The sequence below is a fragment of the Poseidonocella sp. HB161398 genome, assembly GCF_005870025.1.
GTDB lineage: Bacteria > Pseudomonadota > Alphaproteobacteria > Rhodobacterales > Rhodobacteraceae > Mangrovicoccus.
Genome location: NZ_VATA01000006.1, coordinates 178,450 through 203,967, shown reverse-complemented (window position 1 = coordinate 203,967; position 25,518 = coordinate 178,450). Strand labels below are relative to the sequence as shown.

At 71.6% G+C, this 25,518-nt stretch carries 25 protein-coding genes and 1 pseudogene; 9 read left to right on the top strand and 17 right to left on the bottom strand.

The features are described 5' to 3' along the window. Positions 1–200: 200 nt before the first annotated feature. Positions 201–1,531, bottom strand: a pseudogene (locus tag FGX59_RS07570) (IS5 family transposase). Positions 1,532–1,594: 63 nt separating this feature from the next. Further along, complete coding sequence (locus FGX59_RS07565) at positions 1,595–2,032, bottom strand: hypothetical protein (protein ID WP_138465917.1); 438 nt, start codon at positions 2,030–2,032, stop codon at positions 1,595–1,597. 319 nt (positions 2,033–2,351) lie between these two features. On the opposite strand from FGX59_RS07565, the gene FGX59_RS07560 reads away from it, so the two are divergent. From FGX59_RS07560 to FGX59_RS07550, 3 genes are read left to right on the top strand one after another with little or no spacing between them, the layout of a single operon-like run. Next, on the top strand, positions 2,352–3,272 hold the full coding sequence (locus FGX59_RS07560) for a dihydrodipicolinate synthase family protein (RefSeq protein ID WP_138465916.1): 921 nt from the start codon (positions 2,352–2,354) through the stop codon (positions 3,270–3,272). Between the two features lie 3 nt (positions 3,273–3,275). Beyond that, complete coding sequence (locus FGX59_RS07555) at positions 3,276–4,700, top strand: FAD-binding oxidoreductase (protein WP_138465915.1); 1,425 nt, start codon at positions 3,276–3,278, stop codon at positions 4,698–4,700. Further along, positions 4,697–5,776 (top strand): Ldh family oxidoreductase, encoded by a 1,080-nt coding sequence (locus tag FGX59_RS07550; protein ID WP_138465914.1) that lies wholly within the window; start codon positions 4,697–4,699, stop codon positions 5,774–5,776. Before FGX59_RS07555 ends, FGX59_RS07550 begins: the two co-directional genes overlap by 4 nt. Positions 5,777–6,674: 898 nt before the next feature. On the opposite strand, the gene FGX59_RS07545 is transcribed toward FGX59_RS07550, so the two are convergent. The 5 genes from FGX59_RS07545 to FGX59_RS07525 are packed head-to-tail and all read right to left on the bottom strand — an operon-like array spanning position 6,675 to position 11,989. Continuing rightward, positions 6,675–7,310: an FMN-binding negative transcriptional regulator gene (locus FGX59_RS07545; protein ID WP_138465913.1), complete on the bottom strand. Its 636-nt coding sequence runs from the start codon at positions 7,308–7,310 to the stop codon at positions 6,675–6,677. 4 nt (positions 7,311–7,314) lie between these two features. Next, positions 7,315–8,199: a branched-chain amino acid ABC transporter permease gene (locus tag FGX59_RS07540; protein ID WP_206078306.1), complete on the bottom strand. Its 885-nt coding sequence runs from the start codon at positions 8,197–8,199 to the stop codon at positions 7,315–7,317. 5 nt (positions 8,200–8,204) lie between these two features. After that, entirely contained in the window at positions 8,205–8,909 is a 705-nt protein-coding gene (locus FGX59_RS07535; protein WP_138465912.1) for an ABC transporter ATP-binding protein, read from the bottom strand. A gap of 27 nt (positions 8,910–8,936) precedes the next feature. Further along, complete coding sequence (locus FGX59_RS07530; RefSeq protein WP_138465911.1) at positions 8,937–10,097, bottom strand: ABC transporter substrate-binding protein; 1,161 nt, start codon at positions 10,095–10,097, stop codon at positions 8,937–8,939. After that, the gene (locus FGX59_RS07525; protein WP_138465910.1) at positions 10,094–11,989 is read right to left on the bottom strand and encodes an ATP-binding cassette domain-containing protein; all 1,896 of its coding nucleotides are present in this window, start codon (positions 11,987–11,989) and stop codon (positions 10,094–10,096) included. Before FGX59_RS07525 ends, FGX59_RS07530 begins: the two co-directional genes overlap by 4 nt. Positions 11,990–12,127: 138 nt before the next feature. Here FGX59_RS07525 and FGX59_RS07520 point away from each other — a divergent pair, with 138 nt between their 5' ends. The 4 genes from FGX59_RS07520 to FGX59_RS07505 are packed head-to-tail and all read left to right on the top strand — an operon-like array spanning position 12,128 to position 15,817. Beyond that, positions 12,128–13,063: a MurR/RpiR family transcriptional regulator gene (locus FGX59_RS07520; RefSeq protein ID WP_138465909.1), complete on the top strand. Its 936-nt coding sequence runs from the start codon at positions 12,128–12,130 to the stop codon at positions 13,061–13,063. After that, positions 13,060–13,707 (top strand): cysteine hydrolase family protein, encoded by a 648-nt coding sequence (locus FGX59_RS07515; protein ID WP_138465908.1) that lies wholly within the window; start codon positions 13,060–13,062, stop codon positions 13,705–13,707. The genes FGX59_RS07520 and FGX59_RS07515 overlap by 4 nt, the downstream gene beginning before the upstream one ends. Continuing rightward, positions 13,704–15,038: a glutamine synthetase family protein gene (locus FGX59_RS07510; RefSeq protein ID WP_138465907.1), complete on the top strand. Its 1,335-nt coding sequence runs from the start codon at positions 13,704–13,706 to the stop codon at positions 15,036–15,038. The genes FGX59_RS07515 and FGX59_RS07510 overlap by 4 nt, the downstream gene beginning before the upstream one ends. Then, positions 15,038–15,817 carry an N-formylglutamate amidohydrolase gene (locus FGX59_RS07505; protein WP_138465906.1) on the top strand — a complete coding sequence of 260 codons (780 nt, stop codon included), beginning with the start codon at positions 15,038–15,040 and terminating at the stop codon, positions 15,815–15,817. The genes FGX59_RS07510 and FGX59_RS07505 overlap by 1 nt, the downstream gene beginning before the upstream one ends. 49 nt (positions 15,818–15,866) lie before the next feature. Here FGX59_RS07505 and FGX59_RS07500 read toward each other — a convergent pair whose 3' ends face one another. The 4 genes from FGX59_RS07500 to FGX59_RS07485 form a co-directional block, all read right to left on the bottom strand. Next, entirely contained in the window at positions 15,867–16,370 is a 504-nt protein-coding gene (locus FGX59_RS07500; protein WP_138465905.1) for a DUF2076 domain-containing protein, read from the bottom strand. 185 nt (positions 16,371–16,555) lie between these two features. Continuing rightward, positions 16,556–17,146: a pyridoxamine 5'-phosphate oxidase family protein gene (locus FGX59_RS07495; RefSeq protein ID WP_138465904.1), complete on the bottom strand. Its 591-nt coding sequence runs from the start codon at positions 17,144–17,146 to the stop codon at positions 16,556–16,558. 2 nt (positions 17,147–17,148) lie between these two features. After that, positions 17,149–17,613, bottom strand: coding sequence for a nuclear transport factor 2 family protein (locus FGX59_RS07490; RefSeq protein ID WP_138465903.1), 465 nt, complete (start codon positions 17,611–17,613; stop codon positions 17,149–17,151). A 61-nt stretch (positions 17,614–17,674) separates the two neighbouring features. Further along, the gene (locus tag FGX59_RS07485) at positions 17,675–18,223 is read right to left on the bottom strand and encodes a carboxymuconolactone decarboxylase family protein (protein WP_138465902.1); all 549 of its coding nucleotides are present in this window, start codon (positions 18,221–18,223) and stop codon (positions 17,675–17,677) included. Positions 18,224–18,334: 111 nt separating this feature from the next. Between FGX59_RS07485 and FGX59_RS07480 the strand changes: the two genes are divergently transcribed. Both FGX59_RS07480 and FGX59_RS07475 read left to right on the top strand, forming a co-directional pair. Beyond that, on the top strand, positions 18,335–19,237 hold the full coding sequence (locus FGX59_RS07480) for a LysR family transcriptional regulator (RefSeq protein ID WP_206078305.1): 903 nt from the start codon (positions 18,335–18,337) through the stop codon (positions 19,235–19,237). Positions 19,238–20,093: 856 nt separating this feature from the next. After that, positions 20,094–20,483: a GFA family protein gene (locus FGX59_RS07475; protein WP_138465901.1), complete on the top strand. Its 390-nt coding sequence runs from the start codon at positions 20,094–20,096 to the stop codon at positions 20,481–20,483. A 7-nt stretch (positions 20,484–20,490) separates the two neighbouring features. On the opposite strand, the gene FGX59_RS37510 is transcribed toward FGX59_RS07475, so the two are convergent. From FGX59_RS37510 to FGX59_RS07445, 6 genes are all read right to left on the bottom strand, one after another. Further along, a complete protein-coding gene (locus FGX59_RS37510; RefSeq protein WP_171060552.1) occupies positions 20,491–21,174 on the bottom strand; it encodes an aspartate/glutamate racemase family protein in 684 nt (227 codons plus the stop codon). Positions 21,175–21,187: 13 nt separating this feature from the next. Beyond that, positions 21,188–22,489 (bottom strand): TRAP transporter large permease, encoded by a 1,302-nt coding sequence (locus FGX59_RS07465; protein ID WP_138465900.1) that lies wholly within the window; start codon positions 22,487–22,489, stop codon positions 21,188–21,190. Beyond that, positions 22,486–23,043 carry a TRAP transporter small permease subunit gene (locus FGX59_RS07460; RefSeq protein ID WP_138465899.1) on the bottom strand — a complete coding sequence of 186 codons (558 nt, stop codon included), beginning with the start codon at positions 23,041–23,043 and terminating at the stop codon, positions 22,486–22,488. The genes FGX59_RS07465 and FGX59_RS07460 overlap by 4 nt, the downstream gene beginning before the upstream one ends. A 29-nt stretch (positions 23,044–23,072) precedes the next feature. Next, positions 23,073–24,116: a TRAP transporter substrate-binding protein gene (locus FGX59_RS07455; protein ID WP_240722308.1), complete on the bottom strand. Its 1,044-nt coding sequence runs from the start codon at positions 24,114–24,116 to the stop codon at positions 23,073–23,075. A 168-nt stretch (positions 24,117–24,284) separates the two neighbouring features. Continuing rightward, positions 24,285–25,118, bottom strand: a complete 834-nt coding sequence (locus FGX59_RS07450) for a MurR/RpiR family transcriptional regulator (protein WP_206078304.1) — start codon at positions 25,116–25,118, stop codon at positions 24,285–24,287. Between the two features lie 31 nt (positions 25,119–25,149). Continuing rightward, positions 25,150–25,485 (bottom strand): LysR substrate-binding domain-containing protein, encoded by a 336-nt coding sequence (locus tag FGX59_RS07445; protein ID WP_255471550.1) that lies wholly within the window; start codon positions 25,483–25,485, stop codon positions 25,150–25,152. Between the last annotated feature and the right edge of the window lie 33 nt (positions 25,486–25,518).

Sequence of the window (25,518 nt, the reverse complement as noted above, 5' to 3'; positions counted from 1 at the left end):
CCGGCCTTGCGCATCTCCAACCCGCCGCGCCCGGCACCGCCGGAGGATTCGCCTTGGAACAAGGGGGTGGCGGCGATCATGAGTGCAGGGGGCCGAAAAAATCGGGCGAGCGGAATTGTCTTCCGTCTCGCTGGGCGTGATTGCGCTATCCTCCATCCGTTCCCTGCCACTTGGCGCAGATGGCGCCGCGGCCGCCGTCTTCAGATGGCCAGCAGCCGCGGCAGCCGGGCAAGATTTGCCGCCGCCAGCGCGAGGATGAAGCGCGAGCGAAGCCTCTCCACGCCGCGATAGACCGCCTGCGCCGCGCCGCCGACCGTCTTGGACCATCCGAAAAGCTCCTCGATGCGTTTCCGGTGCCGTTGAGACAGGGCATGGCCCTCGTGCCGCGTGGTCCGTCTGCCGATGGCCGAAAACCCCGCCTTCTGCGCGACATGCGGGGTGATGCAGGCCCTCCGGCAATCGGCCGCGAACCCGGCCACGTCATGGGCGTCGCCAGCGGTCGCTCGGACCGGTGGCGCAATCGCCGGCAACTCCGCGCCCGGCGTCAGCCGTCTCGTCGACCCCGGCGACCGCCGGTCCATCATGGCGAGCGCTGCCGTTCGTTCGGCACAGCCACAGGCCTGGGTCAGCTCGCCCTGGACCGCAAGCCCGCTGCGCAATCGGCGCGTTCCCCGGACCGGTGGCGGAACACGCCTCATCTCCATGACAGCATGCCCCATGAAGCACAGCATCGCGCCGGTGCCGGGCGACTTCCGGTAGAGCCGCGCCTCCGGATCGGTGGTCGAGGCATGCGTCGCGCTGGTCCGTTTCTCGCCCTTGAAGTTCGCTTCGGCATTGCGGCTGCGGCTGGCGGGGCGTGACATCGGGCGGGGTTCCGGACCGGGCTGCGGGGACGGATCTTGCGGGGCGGCATCCTGTGCCGGAGGATCGCCGGGATCGCCGTCCTTCGGCGGCCTGCCATCCTCCTTCGGCCGGCGGCTCTTCATCGACGCCCAGGCCTTCGCCAGCGTGCCGTCGACCGAAAAGTGATCATCCGACAGCAGCGGCGCGACCACGCGATGCGCCAGGAATGAGGAGGATCGGGAAACCGTCCGGGGGACGGTTTCCCCGACGAATGCCATCACCTTGCGCGACATGTCCGAAGTCCGCAGCCGGTCGCGGTTCCTGCTGAACACGGTCGGGACCCAAACCGCGTCGTCGATGCCGAGCCCCGCGAACCAGCGGAACAGCAGGTTGTCGTCCAGCTGCTCCATCAGCTGCCGTTCGGAGCGGGCCGAGCAGAGGATCTGGAGCAGGCTGGCCCGGATCAGCCGTTCCGGCGCAATCGAGGGACGGCCAAACTCGGCGTAGAGCACCTCGAATCCGGCATCGAGGCTGGCGCGCGCGTTCGCCAGTGGGCTCGGACCGATGGCGCCTCAATAGCCCGCTTCACCACCAGCCGGATCTTCCGCAGCGGATGCCGCGCCGGGAGGCGCGCCTCGAGATCGACATGGCGGAACAGCGACCCGCTCGTCTCGTCCGCACTGCGCATCCCTGTCTCCGCTGTTGATCCGCGGCGGATGAATCATGTTCTGCAGACCACGTCGAGGCCCGACTATTGCAGCAGACTGCTAGAGCCGGTGAAGCCGAGCGCCTGCAGCCCGAGGAAGAACTCCGCCACCGCCTCGTTCGAGGACAGGTTGCCGCTGCGGTCGCCGTTGCTGCAGGACGCATAGGCGCGCACCTCGCGGCGCCAGCCGCCGAGCATCGCCGAAAGCGAGGCGCCCCAGGCCCTGCCCGCCAGATCCCACAGCGCGTTGCCGACGAAGGACAGCCCGCAGGGATTGCCGGGCCGGCTGGCGCGGCGGGCATTGCGCCAGATGCCCTCGCGCGCCGCCCAGTCGCGCCCCAGCGCCATCTTCGCCGAGGTCACGGCCGTGTCCCGGGCGCCCTTCGGCGCCCAGTTGGCGCATTCGCCCAGATGCCCCTCCTCGCTGTGGATGCCGACATGGAGGCAGGGCGCGCGCAGCACGGCGCCCTTGCGGCAGGCCATCGTCCCCGCCGCGATGTCGTCGGAATAGTCCCGCTCGAAATCCGCGATCTCGCAGTGGAATGACTTGATCTCGATCCTGTCGATCCGTCCCGTCTCGGTCCTCCCTGAGTGCCGCCCGAGGCTAGGGCGGGCCTGCGATGCGCGTCCAATGCGGTTCGGGTGGCCACCGGTACCCGCCCGGCATGGATCGCCGCACCCGCGCCTGTGATACCTTCCGCGCATCGGTTGCTGCCGAACCGGGATTGGACGTGCATGGCCCGGCCCTGCGACCAAGGGCGGGCAACCGGCCGCCCAGGGGCGGCCCAGAGGGAGGCCTCCCATGCCCGACACCAGCCGTCTCGTCTCCGCCCTTTCCGGCGTGTCCGGAATCCTCGTCGCGCCCTTCGACGGCAATGACCGGCTCGATCCCGCGCGGCTGGGGCCGATCATCGAGATGAACCTGCAGGCGGGCACGCATATCCTCGTCTCGAACGGCAATACCGGCGAGTTCTACGGGCTGGGCCTGGCCGAGGCCGAGGCCCATGTCGCCGCCACGGCCGGGATGGTCGCGGGCCGGACCCCGGTGCTGGCCGGGATCGGCCGCTCGGTCGGCGAGGCCTGCGCGCTGGCGCGTGCCAGCGCCCTGGCCGGGGCGGACGGTCTGATGGTCCACCAGCCGCCCGACCCCTTCGCCAGCCCGCGCGGCGTGGCCGACTACATCCGCCGGGTGCGCGATGCCGGCGGCGGGCTGCCGCTGGTGCTCTACCTGCGCAATGCCGCGATGGGGCCGGAGCGGATCGCCGATCTCTGCCGGATCGAGGGCGTGGCCGGGGTGAAATGGGCAGTGCCCGACCCGATGGCGCTGGCCGCCGCGATGGCGGCGAGCCCGGACCATGTGCAATGGGTCGGCGGGCTGGCCGAGACCTGGGCCCCGGCCTTCTATGCCGTCGGCGCGCGGGGCTTCACCTCGGGGCTGGTCAATCTCTGGCCGGAGCGCTCGCTGGCGATCCATGCCTGCCTCGAGGCGGGCGACTATGCCGGGGCCCGCGCGGCGATCGCCGGGATGGCGGTCTTCGAGGAAATCCGCGCGCAGGAGCTGAACGGCGCCAATGTCACCGGCGTCAAGGCGGCGCTGGCGATGACCGGGCGCGACTGCGGCCCGGCGCGGCCGCCCTCCGCCTGGCCGCTGGCCGGCACCGAGACCGCGCGGCTGCGGCAGTTCCTGGAGGGTGCCGGGCTCCTGGCCCGCGGCGCGGCCTGAACCATGGACAGCGCCCCCGCCGCGCTTTCGCTCGCCGGCCGCCTCGCCGCGGAGATCGGCGACCGGCATGTGCTGACCGATCCCGGCGCCATGGCCGGCTACCTGGTCGAGGAGCGCGGCCTCTTCACCGGCACCGCGCTCGCCGTGATCCGCCCCGGCAGCACCCGCGAAACCGCCGCCTGCCTGCGGCTCTGCCGCGAGGCCGGGGTCGCCGCGGTGCCTCAGGGCGGCAATACCGGCGTCTGCGGCGGCGGCGTCCCGGACCGGGCGGTGGTCTTCGCCATGGGCCGGATGGACCGCATCCTCGAGCTCGACCCGCTGAACGCCACCCTGACGGCCGAGGCCGGCTGCACCCTCGGCGCGGCCCGCGCGGCGGCGGCGGAGGCGGGCTTCCTGCTGCCGCTCTCGCTGCCCTCCGAAGGCAGCTGCCAGATCGGCGGCAATCTCTCGACCAATGCCGGCGGGGCGAATGTGCTGCGCTACGGCATGACCCGCGACCTGGTGCTGGGGCTCGAGGCGGCGCTGCCCGACGGCCGGGTGCTGCGCGAGCTCCGCAAGCTGCGCAAGGACAATACCGGCTATGACGTCAAGCAGCTCTTCATCGGCGCGGAGGGCACGCTCGGCATCATCACCGCGGCGGTGCTGAAGCTGGCCCCCCTGCCCCGCCGGTCGCTGACCTGCCTCGTCGCCTGCGACGGCGCGGCCGCGGCGATGGCGCTCTATGCCCGGATGGCGGCGCGCCATGGCGACACGCTGTCGATGTTCGAATTCCTGCCGCGGCTCGGCATCGAGCTGGTGCTGGCGCATTGCCACGGCGTCCCGGACCCGATGGAGGCGCCGCATCCGGCCTATGTGCTCCTGCAGCTCGACACCCCGCTGGCGGCCCGCGACCTCGCGGCGGAGCTGGAGGAGACCCTGGCCCCGGCGCTGGAGGACGGGCTGGTCCGCGACGCGGTGATCGGCCAGTCCGGAGCCCAGGATGCCCGGCTGCTGGCGCTGCGCGAGCGCATGGCCGAGGCGCAGACCCTGCGCGGCGGCAATATCAAGCACGACGTCTCGGTGCCGCTCTCGGCGGTTGCGGCCTTCATCGCCGAGGCCGGCGCCGCCTGCGAGGCGCTCTGGCCCGGGGTGCAGGTGCTGGGCTTCGGCCATCTCGGCGACGGCAACATCCATTTCAACGTGATCTGCCCCGATCCCGCCCCGACCGCCGCCACCGCCTTCCTTGCCGCCGCGCCGCGCTTCAACCGCACGGTCCATGACATCGTCGCGCGCTTCGGCGGCTCGGTCTCGGCCGAGCACGGCATCGGCCTGCTGAAGCGCGGGGAGCTGGCCCGCTATGCCGACCCCGTCACACTCGATCTGATGCGGGCGCTCAAGGCCGCGATCGACCCTGCCAACCTGATGAACCCCGGAAAGATACTGACATGACGACCGACCCTGCCCTGCGCCTGCCCGCCGCCGAGCTGACCGGCTTCGCCGGCGTGCTCTTCCGCGCTGCGGGGCTGGCGCCCGCGCTTGCCGATGCCGTCGCGGCGTCGCTGGTGGAGGCCGACCGGATCGGTCACGAGACCCATGGACTGGCGCTGGTGCCGAAATATCTCGAGGCGCTGCGCACCGGCGACATGGCCGCTGCCGGCGCGCATGAGGTGATCCGCGACACCGGCCCCTGCCTGACCTGGGAGGGCGGCCGGCTGCCCGGCGCCTGGCTGGCGGGACAGGCGATGGATCTGGCGGTGGCGCGCGCCGCGCGCTACGGCACCTGCACGGTCGCCATCGCCGGCAGCTACCACATGGGCGCGCTGGCGGTCTATCTGGAGCGGGCGACGCAGGCCGGGATGATGGCGATGATCGCCTCCTCGACGCCCTCGACGGCGGGGGTCGCGCCCTTCGGCGGCACGGCCAGCGTGATGACCCCGAACCCGCTGGCCGCCGGGATCCCGGGCTCGGGCGATCCGGTGCTGCTCGACATCTCGGCCTCGATCACCACCAAGAACAAGGCGATCCAGTACGCCGAAGCCGGGCGGCGGCTGCCGGGCCAGTGGCTGCAGGATGCCGAGGGACGTCCCAGCGACGATCCGGCGGTGGCGATCTCGGGCGGCGGCACGCTCCTGCCGGTGGGCGGGGCCGATCACGGCCACAAGGGCTATGCGCTGGGGCTGCTGGTCGAGGCGCTGACCCAGGGCCTTTCCGGCACCGGACGGGTGCACCGGCCGACCGGGACCTTCACCTCGATCTTCCTGCAGGTGCTCGACCCGGCCTGCTTCGCCGGCGCGCTGGCCTTCCGCGCGATCATCGACCATCTGGCGCAGAGCTGCCGCGAGAGCCCGCCGCGGCCCGGCGGCCCGACCGTGCGCGTGCCCGGCGACCGCGCCGCGCAATGCCGCCGCGCCTCGGACGCGGCGGGCGTGCCGCTTTCCCCCGAGATCGTCGCCGCGCTGGCCGCGGCCGCGGGCCCGCTCGGCGTCGCCCTGCCCGCGGGCCTGGCCCAGCCCGCCACGGCCTGAGCCCGGCGGCCCCGCCCCTGGCGGCCGGGCGTCTGTCTCCGCGCCGGCAGCCCCGTACCGGCCGGCATTCCCGCCATCTCCGCGCCGGTCAGCGCCTTGCCCCGCACGGTGACGCCGCGCGAAGGCCGGGACCGGGAAGGTGACGGGCAGCAGGTCCGTCGCCCCGGCGCGCTGGAGGATCGGGACATCGGGGATATAGGCCGTCGACGGCACGGCGATTGCCGGCGCGCTGCGGTGTCCCCTTGGGAAGACGTGCCCTTTTCGCGCCTGGCAGGATGCTGAAAAAGTCCCTTCGGCCGTGGAGATTGGCAGTAGAACTGGGAAAATGGTCCTGAGGACGGCCCGATCTGCTTAAATCAGGGAGCGGCCCTGACCTTGTCCGGAACGATTTCCTCTACGACGACATGCTGAATTCCTTTTTCAGCATCCTGCTAGATCGCGGGTGCACGCACCGAGGGGCGCATCCCGCTCAAGCAGGAGCGCAGATCCGTCCCACGGCGATATCGCCGACGGAAGGAGCGGCAGGCCGCGGCCGCGGTCGCGGCAGGTCATCGTCTCCGCCCGTGCGGGCAGGCGGGCGACGGCGATCCGGGATCGTCCCGTGCCTGTCGCGCCACGGTCCGTCCCGGCCGGCTCCAGACGCCTCCGGCTGTTCGGATGCAGCTCGAAGCCCCGGGCGGCCGCCGACGGCATGGCGGTGGAAACAGGCGCGGTTGCCGCGAACCTCAGTCTCCGCCAGTCCGGGCACGCGGGCACCGAGGGAGCGGCGCGCCGCACGCCTGTCGCTGGAACGCTCTTTCCCGTCCATCTTTCCCCGCCCATCTTGGCCCGTCCATCCTGGGGCACCCCCGCTCCGCTCTGCAGGCCGCTCGAAGCCCGGCACAGGCAGCAGGCGCGGTCAGCTGCGCCCGCGGTTGCAGCCGGCCATCATTTCGGCCAGTGCGGGCGCGCCGGCGCCAAGCCGCTCGATCGCGGCGCGGGTGTCGCGCAGGCGCTCGTCCTGGCCCATCTTGTAGCTCGCCTCCAGCCGCTCGACATGCAGCTCGAAGCCCTGCACATGCGGCAGCCGCCGGCCCATGCCCCCCGGTCCGAGCTCCTCCAGCGACCAGGCGTCGGCGCGGCCGTGCTCGAGCCGGGCGACCAGCGCGGCAAGATGCCGGGCGGTCCCCGGCGCGTCGAGCGCCACCGCGCGGCCGTGGCAGTGCACCGCGGCGTAGTTCCAGGTCGGCGCGCTGTCGCGCTCCGGGTCGCGCGGATACCAGGAGGAGGAGATGTAGCCCTGCGGTCCGGAAAAGACCGCGACCATGGCGCAGCCCGCCGCGATCCGGGCGGCATGCGGGTTCGCGCGGGCGGCATGCGACACGAGGACCAGCCCCCCGCCCCCGCCGCCGCGATCGACCAGGAAGGGCAGATGCGACACCGCGGCGGGCGCGCCGTCCTCGCCCGGCGTGAAGACGGTCGCCATCACGGCGGCGTCGATCAGCGCCAGCGGCGCTTCGGCGGAGAGCGGCGCGAATTCGGGCTTGCTGTACACCGGCTCAGCTCCTCTGCGCGTTGACGGCCGGGATCAGCCCGTTCGGACGCGCCATCAGCACCGCGATCACCGCCGACAGCACGATCGCGTCGCGATAGGGCAGGATGTCGGACGGCAGCAGCGCCTGCAGGAGCACCTCGACCACGCCGAGGAGGAACCCGCCGAGCACCGCGCCGCGCAGCGAGCCGAGCCCGCCGATCACCGTGGCGATGAAGGCCTTGAGCACCGGGGTGAAGCCCATCAGCGGATCGACCGAGGCGCGCTGCGCCAGCCACAGCATCGCCGCCAGCCCGGCCAGCAGCCCGGAGAGCAGGAAGGCCGTGGCGATGATCCGCCCGGCGGAGATGCCCATCAGCCGCACGACGTCGAAATCCGCCGCCGCGGCGCGCATGGCGATGCCCATCGTCGTGTAGCGCAGGAAAAGCTCCAGCCCGATCAGCGCGCAGATCGACAGCGCGATGCACAGCATCGGCCCGTGGCCCAGCGTCACCGGGCCGAAGGCGGTGGCGGAGGTCATCCAGCCCGGCATGGAGACCGGCTGCGGCCGCGCCGAGATGCCGTTCTGGAAGACCACCTTGAGCAGGCTCGACACCGCGAAGCTGGTCAGCAGCAGGCTGGTCACGTCCGCGCCGCGCATCGGCCGGAAGGCGATCCGCTCCATCGCGACGGCGGCCAGCGCCGCGCCGGCCAGCGCAACCGCGACCGAGGCGGCGAAGGGCACGCCCATCGCCAGCGAGGCGAGGAGCACGTAGCCAGAGATGGTCATCAGCTCGCCATGGGCGAAATTGATCAGCCCGACAATCGAGAAGACGATGGCCAGTCCCAGCGCCAGGAGCGCGTAGACCCCGCCGAGGCTGACCGCGTTGATGAGTTGCTGCAGGAGGATCATGGCCGTCAGGCTCCCAGATAGGCTTCGCGCACGAGATCCGACCCGGCCAGATCCGCCGCGCTTCCGGACAGCACCGCCTCGCCATTGGCCAGGACCGTCGCGCCATCCGCAATCTCGAGGGCGAGCGCGACATTCTGCTCGACGAGGAGCACGGTCACCCCGCGCTCGCGCAGCGCCGCGATCATGTCGAACACCCGGTCGATGAGCTGCGGCGCAAGGCCGAGCGAGGGCTCGTCGAGCATCAGCAGCTTCGGCCGCGACATCATCGCCCGGGCGATGGCCAGCATCTGCTGCTCGCCGCCCGAGAGATGGCCGCCGCGGATGCGGTAGTAGTCGCGCAGGATCGGGAAGAGGTCGAGCAGCTCGGCCTCGAGCTCCGCCGCCGCGGCGCGCCCGTGATGCACCGCGCCGCCGAGCCGGAGGTTCTCGGCGACGGTGAGATTGGCGAAGATCCGGCGCCCCTCGGGCACCAGCACCACGCCCTTGCGGCAGATCCGCTCGGCGGGCTGCCCGGCCAGATCCTCGCCGTCGAAGCGGACCCGCCCGCCCGCGGGCGGGACCAGGCCCGAGATCGCCGCGAGGGTCGAGCTCTTGCCCGCGCCATTGGCGCCGACAAGGGCGATGATCTCGCCCTTGCCGACGGCCAGGTCGATCCCCTTGACGGCCCGCACATCGCCGTAGCGGACCGCAAGCGACGAGACCTCAAGCATCGCGCTGCCCTTCTTCCGCGGCGCTGCTCATGGCGCCGGCACGTCGGCCGCATCCGGCGTGATCGTGTCGACATATTCCGCCACGCCATCGGCATAGCGCATCAGCGCGATCGCCCGGACCGGCATGCCAGTGGTGCCCGCATAGGTGATGCTGCCGGTCACCGAGGGGAAATCCGACAGCCCGGCAATCGCCGCGCGGATCGCCTCGGGATCGGTCGAGCCGGCCTGGCGCACGGCCTCGTCGATGATCATCGCGATCTCGTAGCCATTGACCTCGTAGGTGGATTCCGGCGCATGCCCGGCATAGTCCTCGAAGGCGCGGTTGAAGGCCTCCAGCTTGCTGCCCGGCGCGGCATAGCCCGCCGCGGTGAAAACGATGCCGTCGGCCAGCTTGCCCAGCCCCTGGATGGTCGGCGTGTTGAGCGCATCCGCCCCGTAGATCGGCGTCTCGACGCCCGCGGCGCGCAGCTGCTGCAGGAAGGCGGGGAAGTCGGGCTCGTAGGCGGCGGTCATGATCAGGTCGGGCGGCTCGGGCAGGGCCTTGATCTTGGTGACCTCCGCCGAGAAGTCGGGCTGCCCCATCGTGTAGCTGCCGCGGCCGACGACGCTGCCGCCCTTTGCCTCGAAGACGATGCCGAAATACTCGGGCAGGTTGGCAGTGTAGGTCGAGTCGGGCGAGGTCAGCAGGTAGACGGTCTTCTTGCCCTCGGCGATCGCCAGATCGGCCACCGCGGCGGCCTGCAGGTTGTCGCCGGGATAGCTGCCGAACATCGCGTCGCCGACCGCCAGGGGCAGGATCGGCGCGGTGCCGCAGAAGGTGAAGGCCGGGATCGAGAGCGGCTGGGTCATCTGGCCGATGGCGATCGAGGGATCGGCGTCGCAGGGGGTGATCATCACCTGCGCGCCCGCATCGATCAGCTCCTGCCCGACGGTGACGGTCTGCGCCGTGTCCGAGCGGGTGTCCTTGACGATCAGCTCGGCCGGGTAGCTGCCGCCGAGCCCGCCCTTGGCGTTGATCTCCTCGATCGCCATGCGGAAGCCCAGCAGCGCGGGCTGGTCGAAGGGCGCCAGCCCGCCGGTCTGCGCCGTGGCGACGCCGATGGTGATATCCTCGGCCAGCGCGCCCGAGGCGCAGACGAGCGCGGCAAGCCCCGCGGCGGCAAGTCCGGGTGTCCGGGAAAAGGTCATTGGGAGGTATCCTCTGTTGGGGAGTCTTCTTGGTTGTTGTCTTGCTGTGCCTTCAGGCTGCGGCTGCCGAGATAGGCGGCGACCACGTCGGGATTGCGGCGCACCTCGGCCGGGGGGCCGTCGGCGATGACCTGGCCGTGGTCGATGACCACGATGCGCTCGCAGAGGTTCATCACCAGCCGCATGTCATGCTCGATCAGCACGATGCCGATGCCGCGGCGGGTCCGCACCTCGGCGAGCCGCTGCACCAGATCGGCGGTCTCGACCGCGTTCATCCCCGCCGCCGGCTCGTCGAGCAGCAGGAAGCGCGGCCCCAGCGCCAGGGCGCGGGCGATCTCCAGCCGCCGGCGCAGGCCGTAGGCGATGGTCGCGGCCGGGCGGTCGGCCACCTCGTCGAGCCCCATCAGCGCCAGCTCGCGCCAGGCGGCGCGCTCGGCGCGGGCGAGGTCCGGCTCCACCTGCCGCGCGGCGACGAGCACGTTCTCGAACACCGTCATGCGGCCGAAGATCCGCAGGTTCTGGAAGGTCCGGGCAATGCCCGCGCGGGCGAACCGCACGGCGCTGTGCCCGCGCAGGGACCGGCCGATGCGGACGGTGCCGCTGCTTGGTTCGACATCGCCCGAGATGATGTTGAGGAAGGTCGTCTTGCCCGCCCCGTTCGGGCCGATGATGCCGGTGATCATGTCCATCGCGAAGGACAGGCTGACCCCGTCGACGGCCACCACCCCGGCATAGCGCTTGCCCACGCCCTCGGCGGCGATCTCGCCGCCGGGCGCCTGGCGGGCGATGGCGGGTAGCTCCGCGGGCGGCGTCGCGCCCCTGCCGAAGCGGCGCAGCAGGTCGAGCTCGCGGCCGTCCATCAGCCCCAGCGGACGGCGCCAGATCACGAGGATCATCGACAGCGCCAGGACCGCGTCGGTCAGGCCGAAGAGCGAGGGCAGCTCCACCCCGAAGAGCACCGCGCCGCTTTCGAACCGGCGCACGATCTCGATCAGGATGGTGGTGGCGACCACCCCGGCAAGGGCGCCGAGCGACGAGGTCATGCCGCCGAGGATCAGCATGGCGAGCATGGTGAAGCTGAGATGGAAGTAGAAATCCTTGGGCGAGAAGGCGCCGAGGAACTGCGCCATCAGCGCGCCCGCCACGAAGGCCAGCACGACGCTGAGGATCCAGGCCAGGTACCAGGCGCCCCGGCGGCTGACGCCGATTGCCGCCGCGCCGCGGTCGTCATCGGCCGCCGCCCGCGCCGACAGCCCGACCGGACTGTCGCGGAAGAGCCGCGCGGCGACCAGGGCGAAGGCGGCGGCAGCCGCGGAGGTCCAGAGCCCGACATTGCGCGGCACGCCGTAGAAGGGCTGGCTGCCGCGGGTGATGTCGCGGGTGGCGACGAGCAGCGTGTAGGTGATGATCAGGATCGCCAGCGTTGCGATCGACGCCCCCGAGCCCGAGAGCCGCAGCAGGGGCCCGCCGCTCAGCGCGCCGACAAGCACCGCGAAGAGCACGATCACGAGAAGCGCGCCGCCCAGCGTCAGCTCGTGCCCGGCAAGGATGCCGGGGAGGTTGCGCAGCGTCGCGCCCTGCAGCGCGGCCGGCATGGTGAGGATGCCGCAGGCATAGGCGCCCAGCCCGACGAAGCCGGAATGGCCGAAGGAGACGATCCCGGAATTGCCCGAGAAAATCTGCAGGCCGCAGACCGCCGTCAGCATGATCGCCGCATAGCTTGCCACCCGTTGCAGCGCCGCGTCGCCCGTGGCCCAGAACAGGGCGGCCAGCAGGACCACCGCCAGCGCCATGGCGGCGCCGTCGGCCAGGGCGGCCCTGAAAGTGGCGGGAAGGGGAAGTCGCGATGTCAGGGACGTCTCCCGCCCCTCTGCCTGGGTGAGGGTCTTCATGATGTCTCCGTTGCAACGGCTGCGCGTTAGCCGGAGGTGAGAGCATGCATCCCGCGTTGTCAATACTTCTTCATAATTGACTGTCTTTTTCCATTGTGTAATTTTCTCTTCAACCGAAAAACGTGCAGAGACCGGGCAATGAGCATCCGCGACCTCCTTCTTCACGGTGACGCCAAGTTCACCCCCTCCGAGGAAAAGATCATCCGCGTCCTGCTGCAGGACTACCCGACGGCGGGGCTCAGCACGGCGACGCAGCTTGCCAGGCGCTCGGGCGTCAGCGATCCGACGGTGGTGCGGCTGGTGGTCAAGCTGGGCTTTGCGGGCTTCCCCGATTTCCAGGCGAAGCTGCTGGAAGAGGTGGAATCGCAGCTTCATTCGCCGCTTTTGATGATGGAGGCGAAGCGGCCCGAGGCGCCCGGCGACGAGGACACGGTGCTGGCCTTCATGACCTCCATCGTCCATTCGGTGGAGCGCGCGGTGACCGCCTCCCCGGCCTCGAGCTACCAGCGCGCCGCGCGGCTGATCATGGACCGCAAGGGCCAGGTGGCGGTGCTGGGCGGGCGGTTCAGCCGCCATGTCGCGGGGATGCTGCGCAGCTACCTGGCGCAGCTGCGCCCGGGGGTGGAGGACATGGGCGCGCTGACCTCGGAAACCTATGACCGGCTGGTCGACTACGGCAAGCGCGACACGCTCGTCGTCTTCGACTACCGCCGCTACCAGCTCGACGTGATCGCCTTTGCCGGGCAGGCCGCGCGGCGCGGCATGCGGATCGTCCTCTTCACCGATTCCTGGCAGTCGCCGATTGCCGACCATGCCGAGGTGATCATCCACAGCCCCGTGGAGGTCGCCTCCCCCTATGACACGCTGGCCCCGGCCGTCGCCCAGATCGAGGCGCTGGTGGCGCATATCGTGTCCCGGCCCGATGCCCGCGGCCGGATCGAGGAGATCGAGGCCGTGCGCCGCGAGAACACCGTCACGCTCGACACCGCCCGCAGCGGCGCCAGGCAGACCAACAACACCGGACCCCGGCAGCGGCCGGGCCCCAAGACGACCCAACAGGACGACAAGACATGAACGACGCCGACCTGCGCAGAGATGCGCCCTACACGCCGGGCGAAACGGCGCTGCTGATCGTGGACATGCAGCGCATCTGGCTGGAGCCGGGGCTCGACCCGCACCACCCGGAGCGCACTGCCGGGCACGTGTTCATCCGCACCGTGACCGAAGAGACCATCCCCAACAATGTCCGGCTGATGGCGGCGGCGCGCGCCGCCGGGGTGCAGGTGATCCACACCATCATCCAGAGCCTGACCGAGGACGGGCGCGACCGCTCGCTCGACCACAAGATGACGCCGATCCACCTGCCGCCGAGCGCGCCCGAGGGGCTGCCGGTGCCGGGGCTGATGCCCGGGGTGAACGAGATCCTGCTGCCCAAGACCTCCTCGGGCGTGTTCAACTCGACCAATATCGACTACCTGCTGAAGAACATGGGCATCCGGCACCTGGTGGTGACCGGGATCATGACCGACCAGTGCGTCGACATGGCGGTGCGCGACGCCGCCGACCGCGGCTACCGCGTCACCTGCGCCGTCGATGCCTGCGCCGCCGCCACGCCCGAGCGGCACGAGAGCGCGCTCTCGGCCTTCGGCGGCTATTGCTGGCAGGCGACGACCGAGACGGTGCTCGACCGCTTCGCCCGGCTCGGAGAGGCGGCATGACGCAGGACACCGCGCCCCTGCCCGCCGCCCTGACCGGCATCGTCACCACCGATGTCAGCGCCGTCACCCGCGGGCGCTTCGTCCCCGCGTCGCGCCTGCCCGGCGTGATGGAAAGCGGCATCGGCTGGCTCCAGGCCAACCTGTCGCTGACCCCTTTCGGCACGATCGCCGATCCCAATCCCTGGGGCTCGACCGGCGACCTGCGCATCCTGCCCGATCCCGGCGCGCGCTTTCTCGCCCGGGGCACCGGCAGCGAGACGCCCTTCGATATGATGATCGGCAATATCACGGAGCTCGACGGCACGCCCTGGCCCTGCTGCACCCGCAGCATGCTGGCCGATGCGCTCGGGGCGCTCCATGCCGCGACCGGCCTGTCGATGACCGCCGCCTTCGAGCACGAGTTCCAGCTCTTCGGCCATGACCTGCCGCAGGCGCATGTCCTCTCCTTCGCCGGGCTGCGCCGCGCCGACGGCTTCGCCGCGCGGCTGGTCTCGGCGCTGTCCGAGGCCGGGGTGGACCCGGAGGTCATCATCTCGGAATTCGGCCGGGACCAGTTCGAGATCACCCATGCCCCGGCCCCGGCGCTGGCCGCCGCCGACCGCAGCGTCGCGATCCGCGAGATCACCCGCGAGCTTGCCCGCAATCTCGGCTGGCAGGCGAGCTTCGCGCCGAAGACCGCGCCCGACGCCGTGGGCAACGGGCTGCATATCCATTTCAGCTTCACCGATGACAGCGGCGCGCCGGCGGGCTTCGATCCCGCGGGGCCGGGGCGGCTTTCGGCCAAGGCCGGGGCCTTCTGCGCCGGGGTGCTGCGCCACCTGCCCGCGATCCTGCCGATGACCGCCTCGAGCGTGCCCTCCTACCTGCGGCTGAAACCGCATGGCTGGAGCGCCTCCTATACCTGGCTGGCCGAGCAGGACCGCGAGGCGAGTCTGCGCATCTGCCCGACCGTCAGCCTGGGCGGCAAGGACCCGGCGAAGCAGTTCAACATCGAGTTCCGCGCCGCCGACAGCACGGCCAACCCCTATCTTGCCCTCGCCGCCATCGTCCGCGCGGGGCTCGAGGGCCTCCGCGCGGAGCTGCCGGTCCCGCCGCTCGTCACCGGCGATCCCGAAGCCATGAGCCCGCAGGAGCGCGCCGCCAAGGGGCTGCACCGGCTGCCCGGAACGCTGCCCGACGCGCTCGCCGCGCTGGCCGCGGATCCGGTCGTCTCGGGCTGGTTCCCGCCGGTCTTGCTCGAGACCTTCCATGGCGAGAAGGAGGCCGAGATCGCCCATCTCGCGGGCATGGACCCCGAGGAGATCTGCCGCCTCTACCGGACACTGTTCTGATGGCGGCCCCGTTCGATCCCTCCCCCGCGGCGGCGGAGCTGCCGCCGCCGGTGACGCTGGTCAATGCCGAGGGCCGCTCGGACATCGTGCTGATCTGCGAGCATGCCTCGCCGGTGATCCCGCCGGAATTCGCCGGGCTCGGCCTGCCGCCCGCCGAGCGCGAGCGCCACATCGCCTGGGATATCGGCGCCGCGCATCTGACGCGCGGCCTGGCCCGCAGCCTGGACGCCCCGGCCTTCCTGGCCGGCTATTCGCGGCTGCTGATCGACCTGAACCGGCCCCTGGGCGTGCCCTCGAGCATCCCCGAGCTTTCCGAGGCGACGCCGGTGCCGGGCAATGCCGGGCTGTCCGACGCCGACCGGCAGGCGCGGGCCGAGCGGTTCTTCGCGCCCTTCCACGACCGGGTCGCCGAGTTCGTGACGGCGCGCGAGGCGGCGGGCCGGCGCACGGTCATCGTCGCGGTGCATTCCTTCACGCCGGTCTTCCTCGGCCAGGCGCGGCCCTGGCATGCCGGCATCCTCTTCGACCGCTCCGCCGCGCTGGCCGGGACGATCCTCGAGGCGCTCGGCCGCGACCCGGCGATCACCGCGGCGGCCAACGAGCCCTACGTGATCAGCCCCAGCCAGGACCACACGATCCTCGCCCATGGCCAGGACCGCGGCCACGAGGCGGTGCTCATCGAGATCCGGCAGGACCTGCTGCAGGACGCGGCCGGGATCGCCGAATGGACGGAGCGGCTGGCCGGAGCGCTCCACCTGGCCGCCGCTGCCGTCGCCTAGCCGCCCAGGCGGCAGGGGCGGCGCCGGACGGGCGCCGCCGCGGCGGGTGTCACCACTCCTCGTCGCCGAAATCGTCCATGCCGAAATCGGGCTCTTCCTCGGGCGGCATCTCCTCGGCATGGGCCTCGCCCGCGAACATGTCGGAGACGGCATTGGCGATCAGCATCCCGCCCGCCACGCCCATCGCGGTCTGCGCGGCGCCCGAGAGGAAGCCGCCGGGGGCGCCCTGCGGCATCGGCTGGCGCGCGGGCGCGGCCCGGCGCGGCGCGGCCCCGCCGCCGAAGAGCCCCGAGAGGAACCCGCCGCCGCCCTGCGGCCCCTGGCGCGCCTCGGCCAGCTCGGCCTCGAGCTGCGCGATCTGCGCCTGGGCGGCGTTCAGCGCATGCTCCTGCACCACCACTGTCTGCGCCATGTAGTAGGGCGCGCCCGGCTGGCGGGTGATCGCGTCGCCGATGAAGCGCTCGGCCTCGGCATCGCGGGCGGGCGCCTGGCGCTCCACCTCGGCAAGCTTGTCGAAAAGTCCGCTGATTGCCTGGCGGTCGCTGGTGTCCATCTATGGCTCCTCTGTTCTGTCCTCGGCTCTGTGCCGTCCCGGGCGGAGGGACATCCGGCCCGGTGAGCGTTCAGATAGGAGCGCCCGGCCCCGCGCGGGAGGGGGGCGGGCCCGGGACGACCTTGCGGAATGCGCCCCTGCGGCAGCAGGGCGCAGCAGGCCCCGCCGCCGGATCAGCCGCCGGATCAGCCTCCTGCCAGCCCGGCCAGCTCCGCCTCCAGCTCGGCGATCCGCGCGTCGCGGGCGGCCAGCGCGCGGGCGACATCGGCCGCCTCGAAGCGCTGCGGGATGTGCTTGGGGCAATTGGCGTCCCAGGTGCCGATCTCGAAGAGGATCGCGCGGGTGCCGCCATCCTGCCCCAGCCGCGCCATCAGCGCCGGATCGTCCTCGACCACCCGGGCGCTGCCCCAGATCTTGATGCGCCGCCGCCCGGCATAGTCGATCAGGAACAGGAAGGCGCGCGGGTTCTCCGAGAGGTTGCCCAGCGTGACATACTGGCGGTTGCCCTCCAGATCGGCGAAACCGAGGAGCCGCGGCTCCAGCACCTTCAGAAAGCCCGGCGGGCCGCCGCGATGCTGGATATAGGGCTGTCCCCCGGCGCTGGCCGTGCCGAGGAAGACGCTGGCCTGCGCAGCGACGAAAGCCGCGAGATCCGCGGGCACCGCCTCGGGCCAGGGCCGCCGCGCCAGCGCGCCTTCATAAAGGTCCCGCGATCCCCGCGCCGCCTGCTGCGCCTTGACGGCCGGGGTGAAGGCGATGTCGGAGGGGACGGACATGGTCACAGCCCCAGATCGCTCAGCCCGGGATGGTCGTCCGGACGGCGCCCCTGCGGCCAGCGGAACAGCCGCGCCTCCTCCGCGATCTCCAGGTCGTTGATGCTGGCATGGCGCACGGCCATCAGCCCGGCCTCGTCGAATTCCCAGTTCTCGTTGCCGTAGGAGCGCAGCCACTGCCCGTCGGCGCGGCGCCATTCATACGCGAAGCGCACGGCGATGCGGTTGCCGGAAAAGGCCCAGAGCTCCTTGATCAGGCGGTACTCGGCCTCGGCCTGCCATTTCGCGGCGAGGAAGCGCACGATCTCGGCGCGGCCCCGCGGAAAGGCGCTGCGATTGCGCCAGCGGCTGTCTTCCGTATAGGCGAGCGCGACCTTTTCCGGGTCGCGGCTGTTCCAGCCGTCTTCGGCCAGGCGGACCTTCTGGATGGCGGTCTCGCGGGTGAAGGGGGGCAGCGGGGGACGGGTCATTCGGGGGCTCCTTTTCGGGTCGGGGACGGCGGCAGGCGCAGCGCCCGCCGCCGCGGCGGGCTCAGGCGGCGACGCCTTCGGCCAGCGGGAAGTCGATCTCGGTCCGCGCAACCTCGTTGAGGTAGTTGGTCAGGACGTTCAGCGCGACCTGCGCGACGATCTCTACCGCAATGCCGTCGTCATGGCCCGCGGCACGCAGCGCCTCCAGGTCGGCATCGGCCACCTGGCCGCGCCCTTCAGCCACCTTCAGGGCGAAGGCCACGGCGGCCGCGGCCCTGGCATCGGCCGAGCGGCCCAGGCGGCTGGCGGCGATTTCCTCGGGCGGAAGCTTGGCCAGGTTGGCGGCCAGGTAGCCATGCGCCGAGAGGCAGTAGCCGCAGCCGTTGAACTCGGCGATGGCCAGGGCGATGCGCTCGCGCGTGGCAAGCGGCAGCCGCCCCTTGCCGAGCGCGCCGGAGAGGCCGAGATAGCCCTCGAGCGCGGCCGGGCTGCGGGCGGCCAGCCGGAACAGGTTCGGCACGCTGCCGAGCTGGGCCCGGACCTGTTCCAGTAGCGGGCGGGAGGCGTCGGGGGCGGCCTCGATCGAGGCGGGGATGGCGATGCGGGACATGGGACGGGTTCCTCTGTGCTGTGTCTCTCGTTGTCGTGGCCCAGAGATAGACCTTCCATTTTCCAGCGGCAGACCGTAGTTTTGGGAAGTATCCTCCCGGAAAATGGAAGCATGGCCGACAGACTGGACTCCATGGCGATCCTCGTGGCCTGCGTCGATGCGGGCAGCCTCTCGGCCGGGGCGCGCCGCCTGCGCCTGCCGCTGGCCACCGTCAGCCGCCGGGTCGCGGAGCTGGAGGAGCGGCTGGGCACGCAGCTCTTGCACCGCTCGCCGCGCGGGCTGGCGCTGACCGATCCCGGCACCGGCTATCTCGCCGCCTGCCGCCGCGTGCTCGAGGACGTCGCCGAGGCCGAGCGCATCGCCTCGGGCGAATTCGCCGCGCCGCGCGGGCTGCTGACCGTGACCGCGCCGATCGTCTTCGGCCGGCTGCATGTCCTGCCCGCCGCCACCGCCTTCCTGCAGGCCTATCCCGAGGTCGAGATCCGGCTGGAGCAGACCGACCGCCCCGTCAGCCTGCAGGAGGAGAATATCGACGCCGCGATCCGCATCGGCCGCCTGCCCGACAGCAGCCTGCGCGCGCGGCGCGTCGGCGCAGTGCGCCGCGTGGTCTGCGCCAGCCCCGGCTATCTTGCGGCACGCGGCCGGCCGGCGCATCCCGACGCGCTGGCCGGGCATGACTGCATCACCTTCGGCACGCTGGGCGCGGCCGGGCGCTGGAGCTTCGGCGAGGGCCAGGACGCGCGCGCCGTGCCGGTCCGCTCGCGCCTGTCGGTGAACACGGCCGAGGCGGCGATCGACGCGGCGGTCGCCGGGCTGGGGCTGACGCGGGTGCTCTCCTACCAGATCGCCGGACCGCTGGCCGAGGGGCGGCTGGAGGTGGTCCTCGCCCGGCACGAACCCGCGCCCTGGCCGGTGAGCCTGCTCTACCGCGGCGGCCCGGTCCCGCAGAAGCTGCGCGCCTTCCTAGACTTCGCCGCGCCCCGGCTGGAGGCGGCGCTGCCCGCGCTCCCCTAGCCGGGCGCCCGATGGCGCAGCCGCCCGGCGTTCGGCCGCAGACATGTGGCGTGCCCGCTGCCCTGCCAGGGGACTTGGCGGATGCGGACACTCTTCGTTGGTCTGCGGCGCCGCAGGCCAGAATACCGGCGGGCTGCTGAAGGATCGCGGCAGGCCAGCCCTGGAGGCGACGTCTCCTCCGCCCGCGGGGCGGCGCGACGGATTTCCCCGGGCCGCTGCAGCCGCAGCTCGGGAGAATTTCTCCGCCTCGGTGCGCGCCCGAAGCCGGTCCCGGCCCGAGGTCGCCAGCCTGCCGGAGCGCAGGACCGGCCCGCCGCGCCGGACAGCGACGACGCACCTGTCCCCGGTAGCGATGCGGGGCCGGAGCGCAAAGGCCCGTCTCTCCCGCGGAACGACCCGGCTGGCCGCAGGGCACGCGCCTCGAAAGCCGGCTATTCCGGCCCGCACAGGAGCGGTCTCTGGCCCCGCCACGTGTCGCGCCGCCGGTGCCTCGCCTGAAAGGCTGCTGAACCAGCCCGGGGGAGAGCGCCTCTGCAACCCGGACGGGGAACCGGCACGATCCCGGCCATGGGACGGCACACCCGCGCCAAGCTCCTCAGGGAGCGCAGGGATTTCCTCCCAGGCGGCGCCTCGTGACCCCCTTTCGGAACCTTGCGAGGGTTCTGTGCTGGCGGGGAGCTTGGCTAACGCATCCCGAAGACCCCGCAGCAGGCAGCGCCAAGCGGCCCTCGTCGCCTGCGACCGGTCGGCAAACGCAGACGGCACAAGCCCGTGTCCGGGCCCCCAAGCCCCTTCAGGGCTTTGCGCCGCCGGGCACCGCCGCCTATGCTGGGGCGGGTTCGAAAGGGGCATGCACATGGCGGAAATGACGGGAGGATGCCTGTGCGGCGCGATCCGGGTCTCGGCGAGCGGACCGCCCGAGCGGGTGGGGCTCTGCCACTGCCTCGACTGCCGCAAGCACCATGGCGCGCCGTTCTTCGCCGCGGCCATCTTCCGCGAGGCGGCCGTCACCGTGACCGGCACGCCGCGCGGCTATCGCGGCCGGTTCTTCTGCCCCGTCTGCGGATCCTCGGTCTTCGCCAGGAGCGGCGGCGAGATCGAGCTGCATCTCGGCACGCTCGACGCGCCGGGCCAGTTCGAACCGGAATACGAGCTCTGGACCTGCCGCCGCGAGCCCTGGCTGCCGCCTTTTCCGGGCATCCCGCAATTCGCGCGGGACCGCGAGCCGGAGGACGGGGCGCCCTAGCCCCCGCTCAGCCGCGCAGGCGCATTGCCAGCTCGCCCATGGCGACCGCGGCCTCGATGCTGTCGATCACCGGCAGGCCGTGGCGCCGGGACAGCTCGCCCGCCCGCCCGGCCAGCCCGCCGGAGCCCAGGATGATCGCGCCCGCGCCGTCGAAATTGCGGGCATCGGCGATCGCGCCGTCGATCCGCCGGGCGATCGCCTCGCCGCCCGCCGCCGCCTCGGCCACGCCGATCCCCGCTGCGCGCACCGCGCAGGCGTCCGCCGCGCCGAGCTTGCGGACCAGCGCGCGGATGCCCGGGACCATGCTCTCGACCGTGGTGACGATCGCGAAGCGCGGGACGAACATCCGCGCGACCGAGATCGCCGCCTCGGCCGCGCAGACCACCGGGGCGCCGAGGAAGCGGCGGCCCTGATCGACCGCGATGTCGTCGAAGCAGGCCATCACGTAGCCGCCATAGCCCGGATGGCGCGCCAGCAGGTCGACGGCCAGCGGCTCGGCGCGCTGCCGGTCGGCGAAGGTCTCGATCGAATGCGGGCTGCCCTCGGGATTGAGCACGCAGAGCCCGGTCGTCGGGGCGACCACCCCGGCGGCGATGCGCGCGACGAGGCGCGTGACCTCGGGATTGCCGTTCGGGTTGACCACCAGCAGGCGGTCGCGCCCGGCCGCGGCGCGCAGGCGCAGGGTCTCCATCTCGACCTCCATCTTAGCGCCCCGCCGCCATCTGCGGCAGCAGCAGCGCGATCTGCGGCACCGCCACCAGCAGCCCGGCAAAGCCGATCATCAGGATGACGAAGGGCGTGGCGCCGCGGATCACGTCGTTGAAATCGCCGCCGCCGCGGCGCACGCCCTGCACCACGAAGAGGTTCATGCCCACAGGCGGCGTGATCAGCCCGATCTCGCACATCACAACGACGAAGACCCCGAACCAGACCGGATCGACCCCGAGCGCGGCGACCATCGGCACGGCGATCGGCACGGTCAGGACCAGCATCGACATCGCGTCCATGAACATGCCCAGAGCCACGTAGAAGACGACGAGGAGCAGGAGGAGCGCGGTCTGCGACAGGCCGAGCCCGGTGACCCAGCGGGTCACCGCCTGGGTGCCGCCGGTCATCGACAGCGTGACATTCAGCAGGAGCGCGCAGACGATCACCAGGATCACCATGCCGGTGGTGCGGGCGCACTGGATGAAGCAGGTCTCGAGCAGGGGCCAGCCGAGCCGCCCGCCGCGCCAGACGAAGAAGAAGGCCGCCATGACGCCGAGCGCGGCGCTTTCGGTCGGGGTGGCCAGCCCGCCATAGATCGAGCCCATGACGATGCCGAAGATCACCGCGGGCGGCACCAGATGGCGCAGCAGCCGGCGCTTTTCCGCGGCGGGCAGGTCCGGCGCCGCGCTGTCGCGCCCGGCATCGGGATAGCGGATCATCACATAGGCGGAGAAGAGCAGCGTCAGCAGGACCCCCGGCAGGATGCCCGCGATGAAGAGCTGCCCGACCGAGACATTGGCCAGCGAGCCGTAGACCAGCAGGTTGACCGAGGGCGGGATCAGGATGCCCAGCGTGCCGCCCGCGGCCAGGGTCCCGAGCGCCGGGCGCACCGGGTAGTTGCGTTCGCCAAGCGCCGGGAGCGCGATCGTGCCCACCGTGGCGGCGGTGGCGACCGAGGATCCGGAGGTGGCCGAGAAGAGCGCGCAGGTGCCGATATTGGTGTGCAGGAGCCCGCCCGGCAGGCGGCCCAGCCACACCGCCAGCGTGTCGAACATCCGGTCGGCGATGCCGCCGCGCAACAGCAGCTCGCCCAGAAGCATGAAAAGCGGAATGGCAGTCATGACCGGGTTGTTGAGCGTGCCCCAGACCACGCCGCCCATGGTCTCGACCAGCGGCATGCCATAGGCGAGATAGCCGCCGATGCCGCCGACCGCCAGGATCGACACCGCGACCGGCATCGACAGGAACATCAGCGCGAGCATGCACAGGAACCCGGCGAAGATGACGGTGACGCTCATGCCCGTGCCTCCAGATCCGAGAGCTCGGCAGAGAGCTCCTCCTCGGCGGTTTCCGGCCCGAAGCCGTCGGCCAGCGCGCCGGTGTCGCGGCGCAGCGCGCAGCGCAGCGCGGCGAGCGCCAGCAGGACCGCGGCCAGGGTGAAGACGGCCATCCCCGCCAGCCAGGCCGATTGCGGCCAGATCAGCGGCGTCATCCAGGGCGTCTGCGCCACCGAGCCGAACATCCGCGTCTCGGTCAGCGTGCGGAAGGCGAAGGCCAGGAGGAAGACCGCAAGCGCCGCCAGCGCCAGGGCCGAGACGAGGTTCAGCCCCGCCTGCATGCGCCGCGGCAGGCGCATGTGCAGCAGGTTGATCCGGATATGGCTGCGCTCGATCGCGGCCACCGCGAAGGCGAGCGGCGCGCCGATGGCGATGGCATAGCCCGAGAGCTCGTCGACGCCGGCGAGGGAGTGGTTGAAGAGCTTGCGCATCACCGTCTCGGCCGCGACGACGGCGCAGAGCACCGTCATCATCAGGCCGAAGACGATCGCGCAGGCGCGCTTGTAGGTCTGCATCCTGTCGTCCTTCCTTCGGGGAGCGGGGCTCAGAGGCCGAGTTCGGCGCCGACGGAGGCCATCCAGTCGGCCTCGCAGCTGGCATTCACCGCGTTGCACTGCTTGGTCCAGGCCGGAAGCGAGGAGCTGACCAGCGCCTCCGAGACGGCCTTGATATCGGCCTCGGTGACCGCGGCGCTTTCCAGCGCATAGGGGGTGCCGTGCTCGCAGGGCTCCTGGCCGGTATTGCAGTTCATCGCGTCCTGGTAGAGCTCTTCGGAATAGTCCCAGACGGAGTCGACCAGCGTGCCGATCGCGCCCTGCAGCTGGCCCTGCGCCTCGGCGCCGAGGCCGTTCCAGCTGTCGAGATTGATCGCGTAGCCGTTGACCGCGAGCTGCAGCGCGACCGGCAGGACGGTGGTCGTGACCTCGGGCCAGCCCGCGGAATTGGCCGAGGCCGGGCCGGTGATCGCGCAGTCCACCACGCCGCGGGCCAGCGACTGCTGCACCTCGCCGAAGGGCATCGGCACGCCGGTCGCGCCGAACTGGGCGACGAAGGCGGCGGCGGACTGGTCGCCCACCCGCACCTTCAGCCCCTCGAGATCCGCGAGCCCGCCGATCTCGGGCTTGCAGAAGATCACCTGCGGCCCCGCGGGCCAGACGCCCAGCAGCTTGGCGTTGAAACGCTTCTGCACGGCGGCGTCGACGGTCGGCAGGAAGGCCTCGGTATGGGCGCGGCCGCTGGCGAAATCCGGGTTCAGCCCGACCAGGTCGAGCCCCAGCATGGTCGGCTCGTCGCGGCTGACCTGCGGGCCGCGGACCGACACGATGTCGAAAAGCCCGGTGCGCAGGACGCGCATGCCGTCCGTGTCGGGAATGCCCGCGACATCGACCGGCAGGTACTCGATGGCGACATCCATGCCGGTGGTCTCGGCGAAGGTCTCGAAGAAGGGCTGCTCCTTCTGCTGCTGGATCAGGCCGGAGCCGACCGGCTGGCCCAGCACGCGCAGCGTGACGGTTTCGGCGGCGGCGCCTTGGGCAAGGCAGATCAGGGCGGTCGTGGCGAAGAGCTTGCGCATCGGAATGTCCTTCATGACTGTATCTGGCTCGGGGATTGTCTGGACTTGGTGAAATCATGTTTTCACCATGGCGCAAATTTATTTTCATCCGCGCCCGCAATATTTTCTTACGAGAAAACAGGATTGCACATTGTGTAATCACATTTTCTCGCACAGCGCCTCAATCGCGGGCGGCGCGGCCGGTCACAGCTCGTCGAGGAGGTCGTTCATGCTTTCGATCGCGCCCAGCCGCTGCAGGCCCGAGTCGCCGGCCAGCTCGATCGCGCGGTTGGTCAGCAGGTTCAGCAGCGCCATGACGCCGACATGGCTGAAGAGCGGTCCGGAGGAGCGGGTCGCGCAGCGGAAATGCCAGTCGACCTGCCGGTCCTCCGGCGCGCCCTCGTCGGTGACGAGCGCGACCGCGGCGCCGGTGCCGCGGACCGCGTCGAGCAGCTGTCCGAACCCCGCGATCCGCCGCCGCAGGCCGAAGACGATGACCACGTCCCCGGGTGCCATCCGCGCGACATGCTCGCCCATCGTCTGGCCCCCGCCGGGCACCGGCACCGCGTCCTCGACCACCTGAAGAAGCTGCCAGCACAGGTAGCTGGCCAGCGGATTGGAGGCGCGGTAGCCGACGCACCAGACCCGGCGGGCAGCCAGGATCCGCGCGGCCAGGGCATCGACCCCGGCGCGGCTGACGCCTTCCAGGCTCTCGCGGATATTGGCGATGTCGGTCTCGACGAAGGCGTCGGGCGCCGCCGCCGGTTCCGCCCCGGTCTGCCGGGTGTAGAGCCGCGAGCCACTGCTGCTCTCGCTGCGCGCGTCGCGGCGGGCATCCTCGTAGGAGGCATAGCCCAGGCGCTTGACGAAGCGGCTCACCGTCGCGTTCGACACCTCGGCCAGGGCGGCCAGCTCGGAGGCCGAATAACTGGCGACCTCGCCGGGGAAGTCGCAGATCAGCTCGCCGAGCCGCCGCTCCGCCGGATGCAGATCGGGCAGCTTGCGCCGGACGCGGGAGAGGAAGGACTGGGACTGCATGGCACGCTCCGGAGAAAACATGTTTTCATGACTAGGCCATTACGGCGCGCTTGCAAAGCGCGGATGTCAGGCGCCGGCGAGTGCCTGCGCGCTCCGCCGGCCCGGCCTTCAGACGGCCGAGCAGGCGCGTCACCCGGCGCGGCTGGAAATCGCGCATCGGCACCAGCAGATGCACCGCGCGCGGCCCGCCCTGCCAGCCGGGCAGCGCCCGCACCAGCCGCCCCGCGGCCAGATCCGCCGCGACGTCCCGGAACGATTTCAGCGCGATGCCGCCGCCCGCCAGAGCCGCGGCATGGCCGATTTCGCCGTCGCTGGCGCTGAGCGCATTGCCGAGCGGCACGGCGCAGCTGCGGCGCCCGTCAGTCAGCTGCCAGGCCTTCGGCGGCGGCAGCCCGACCGT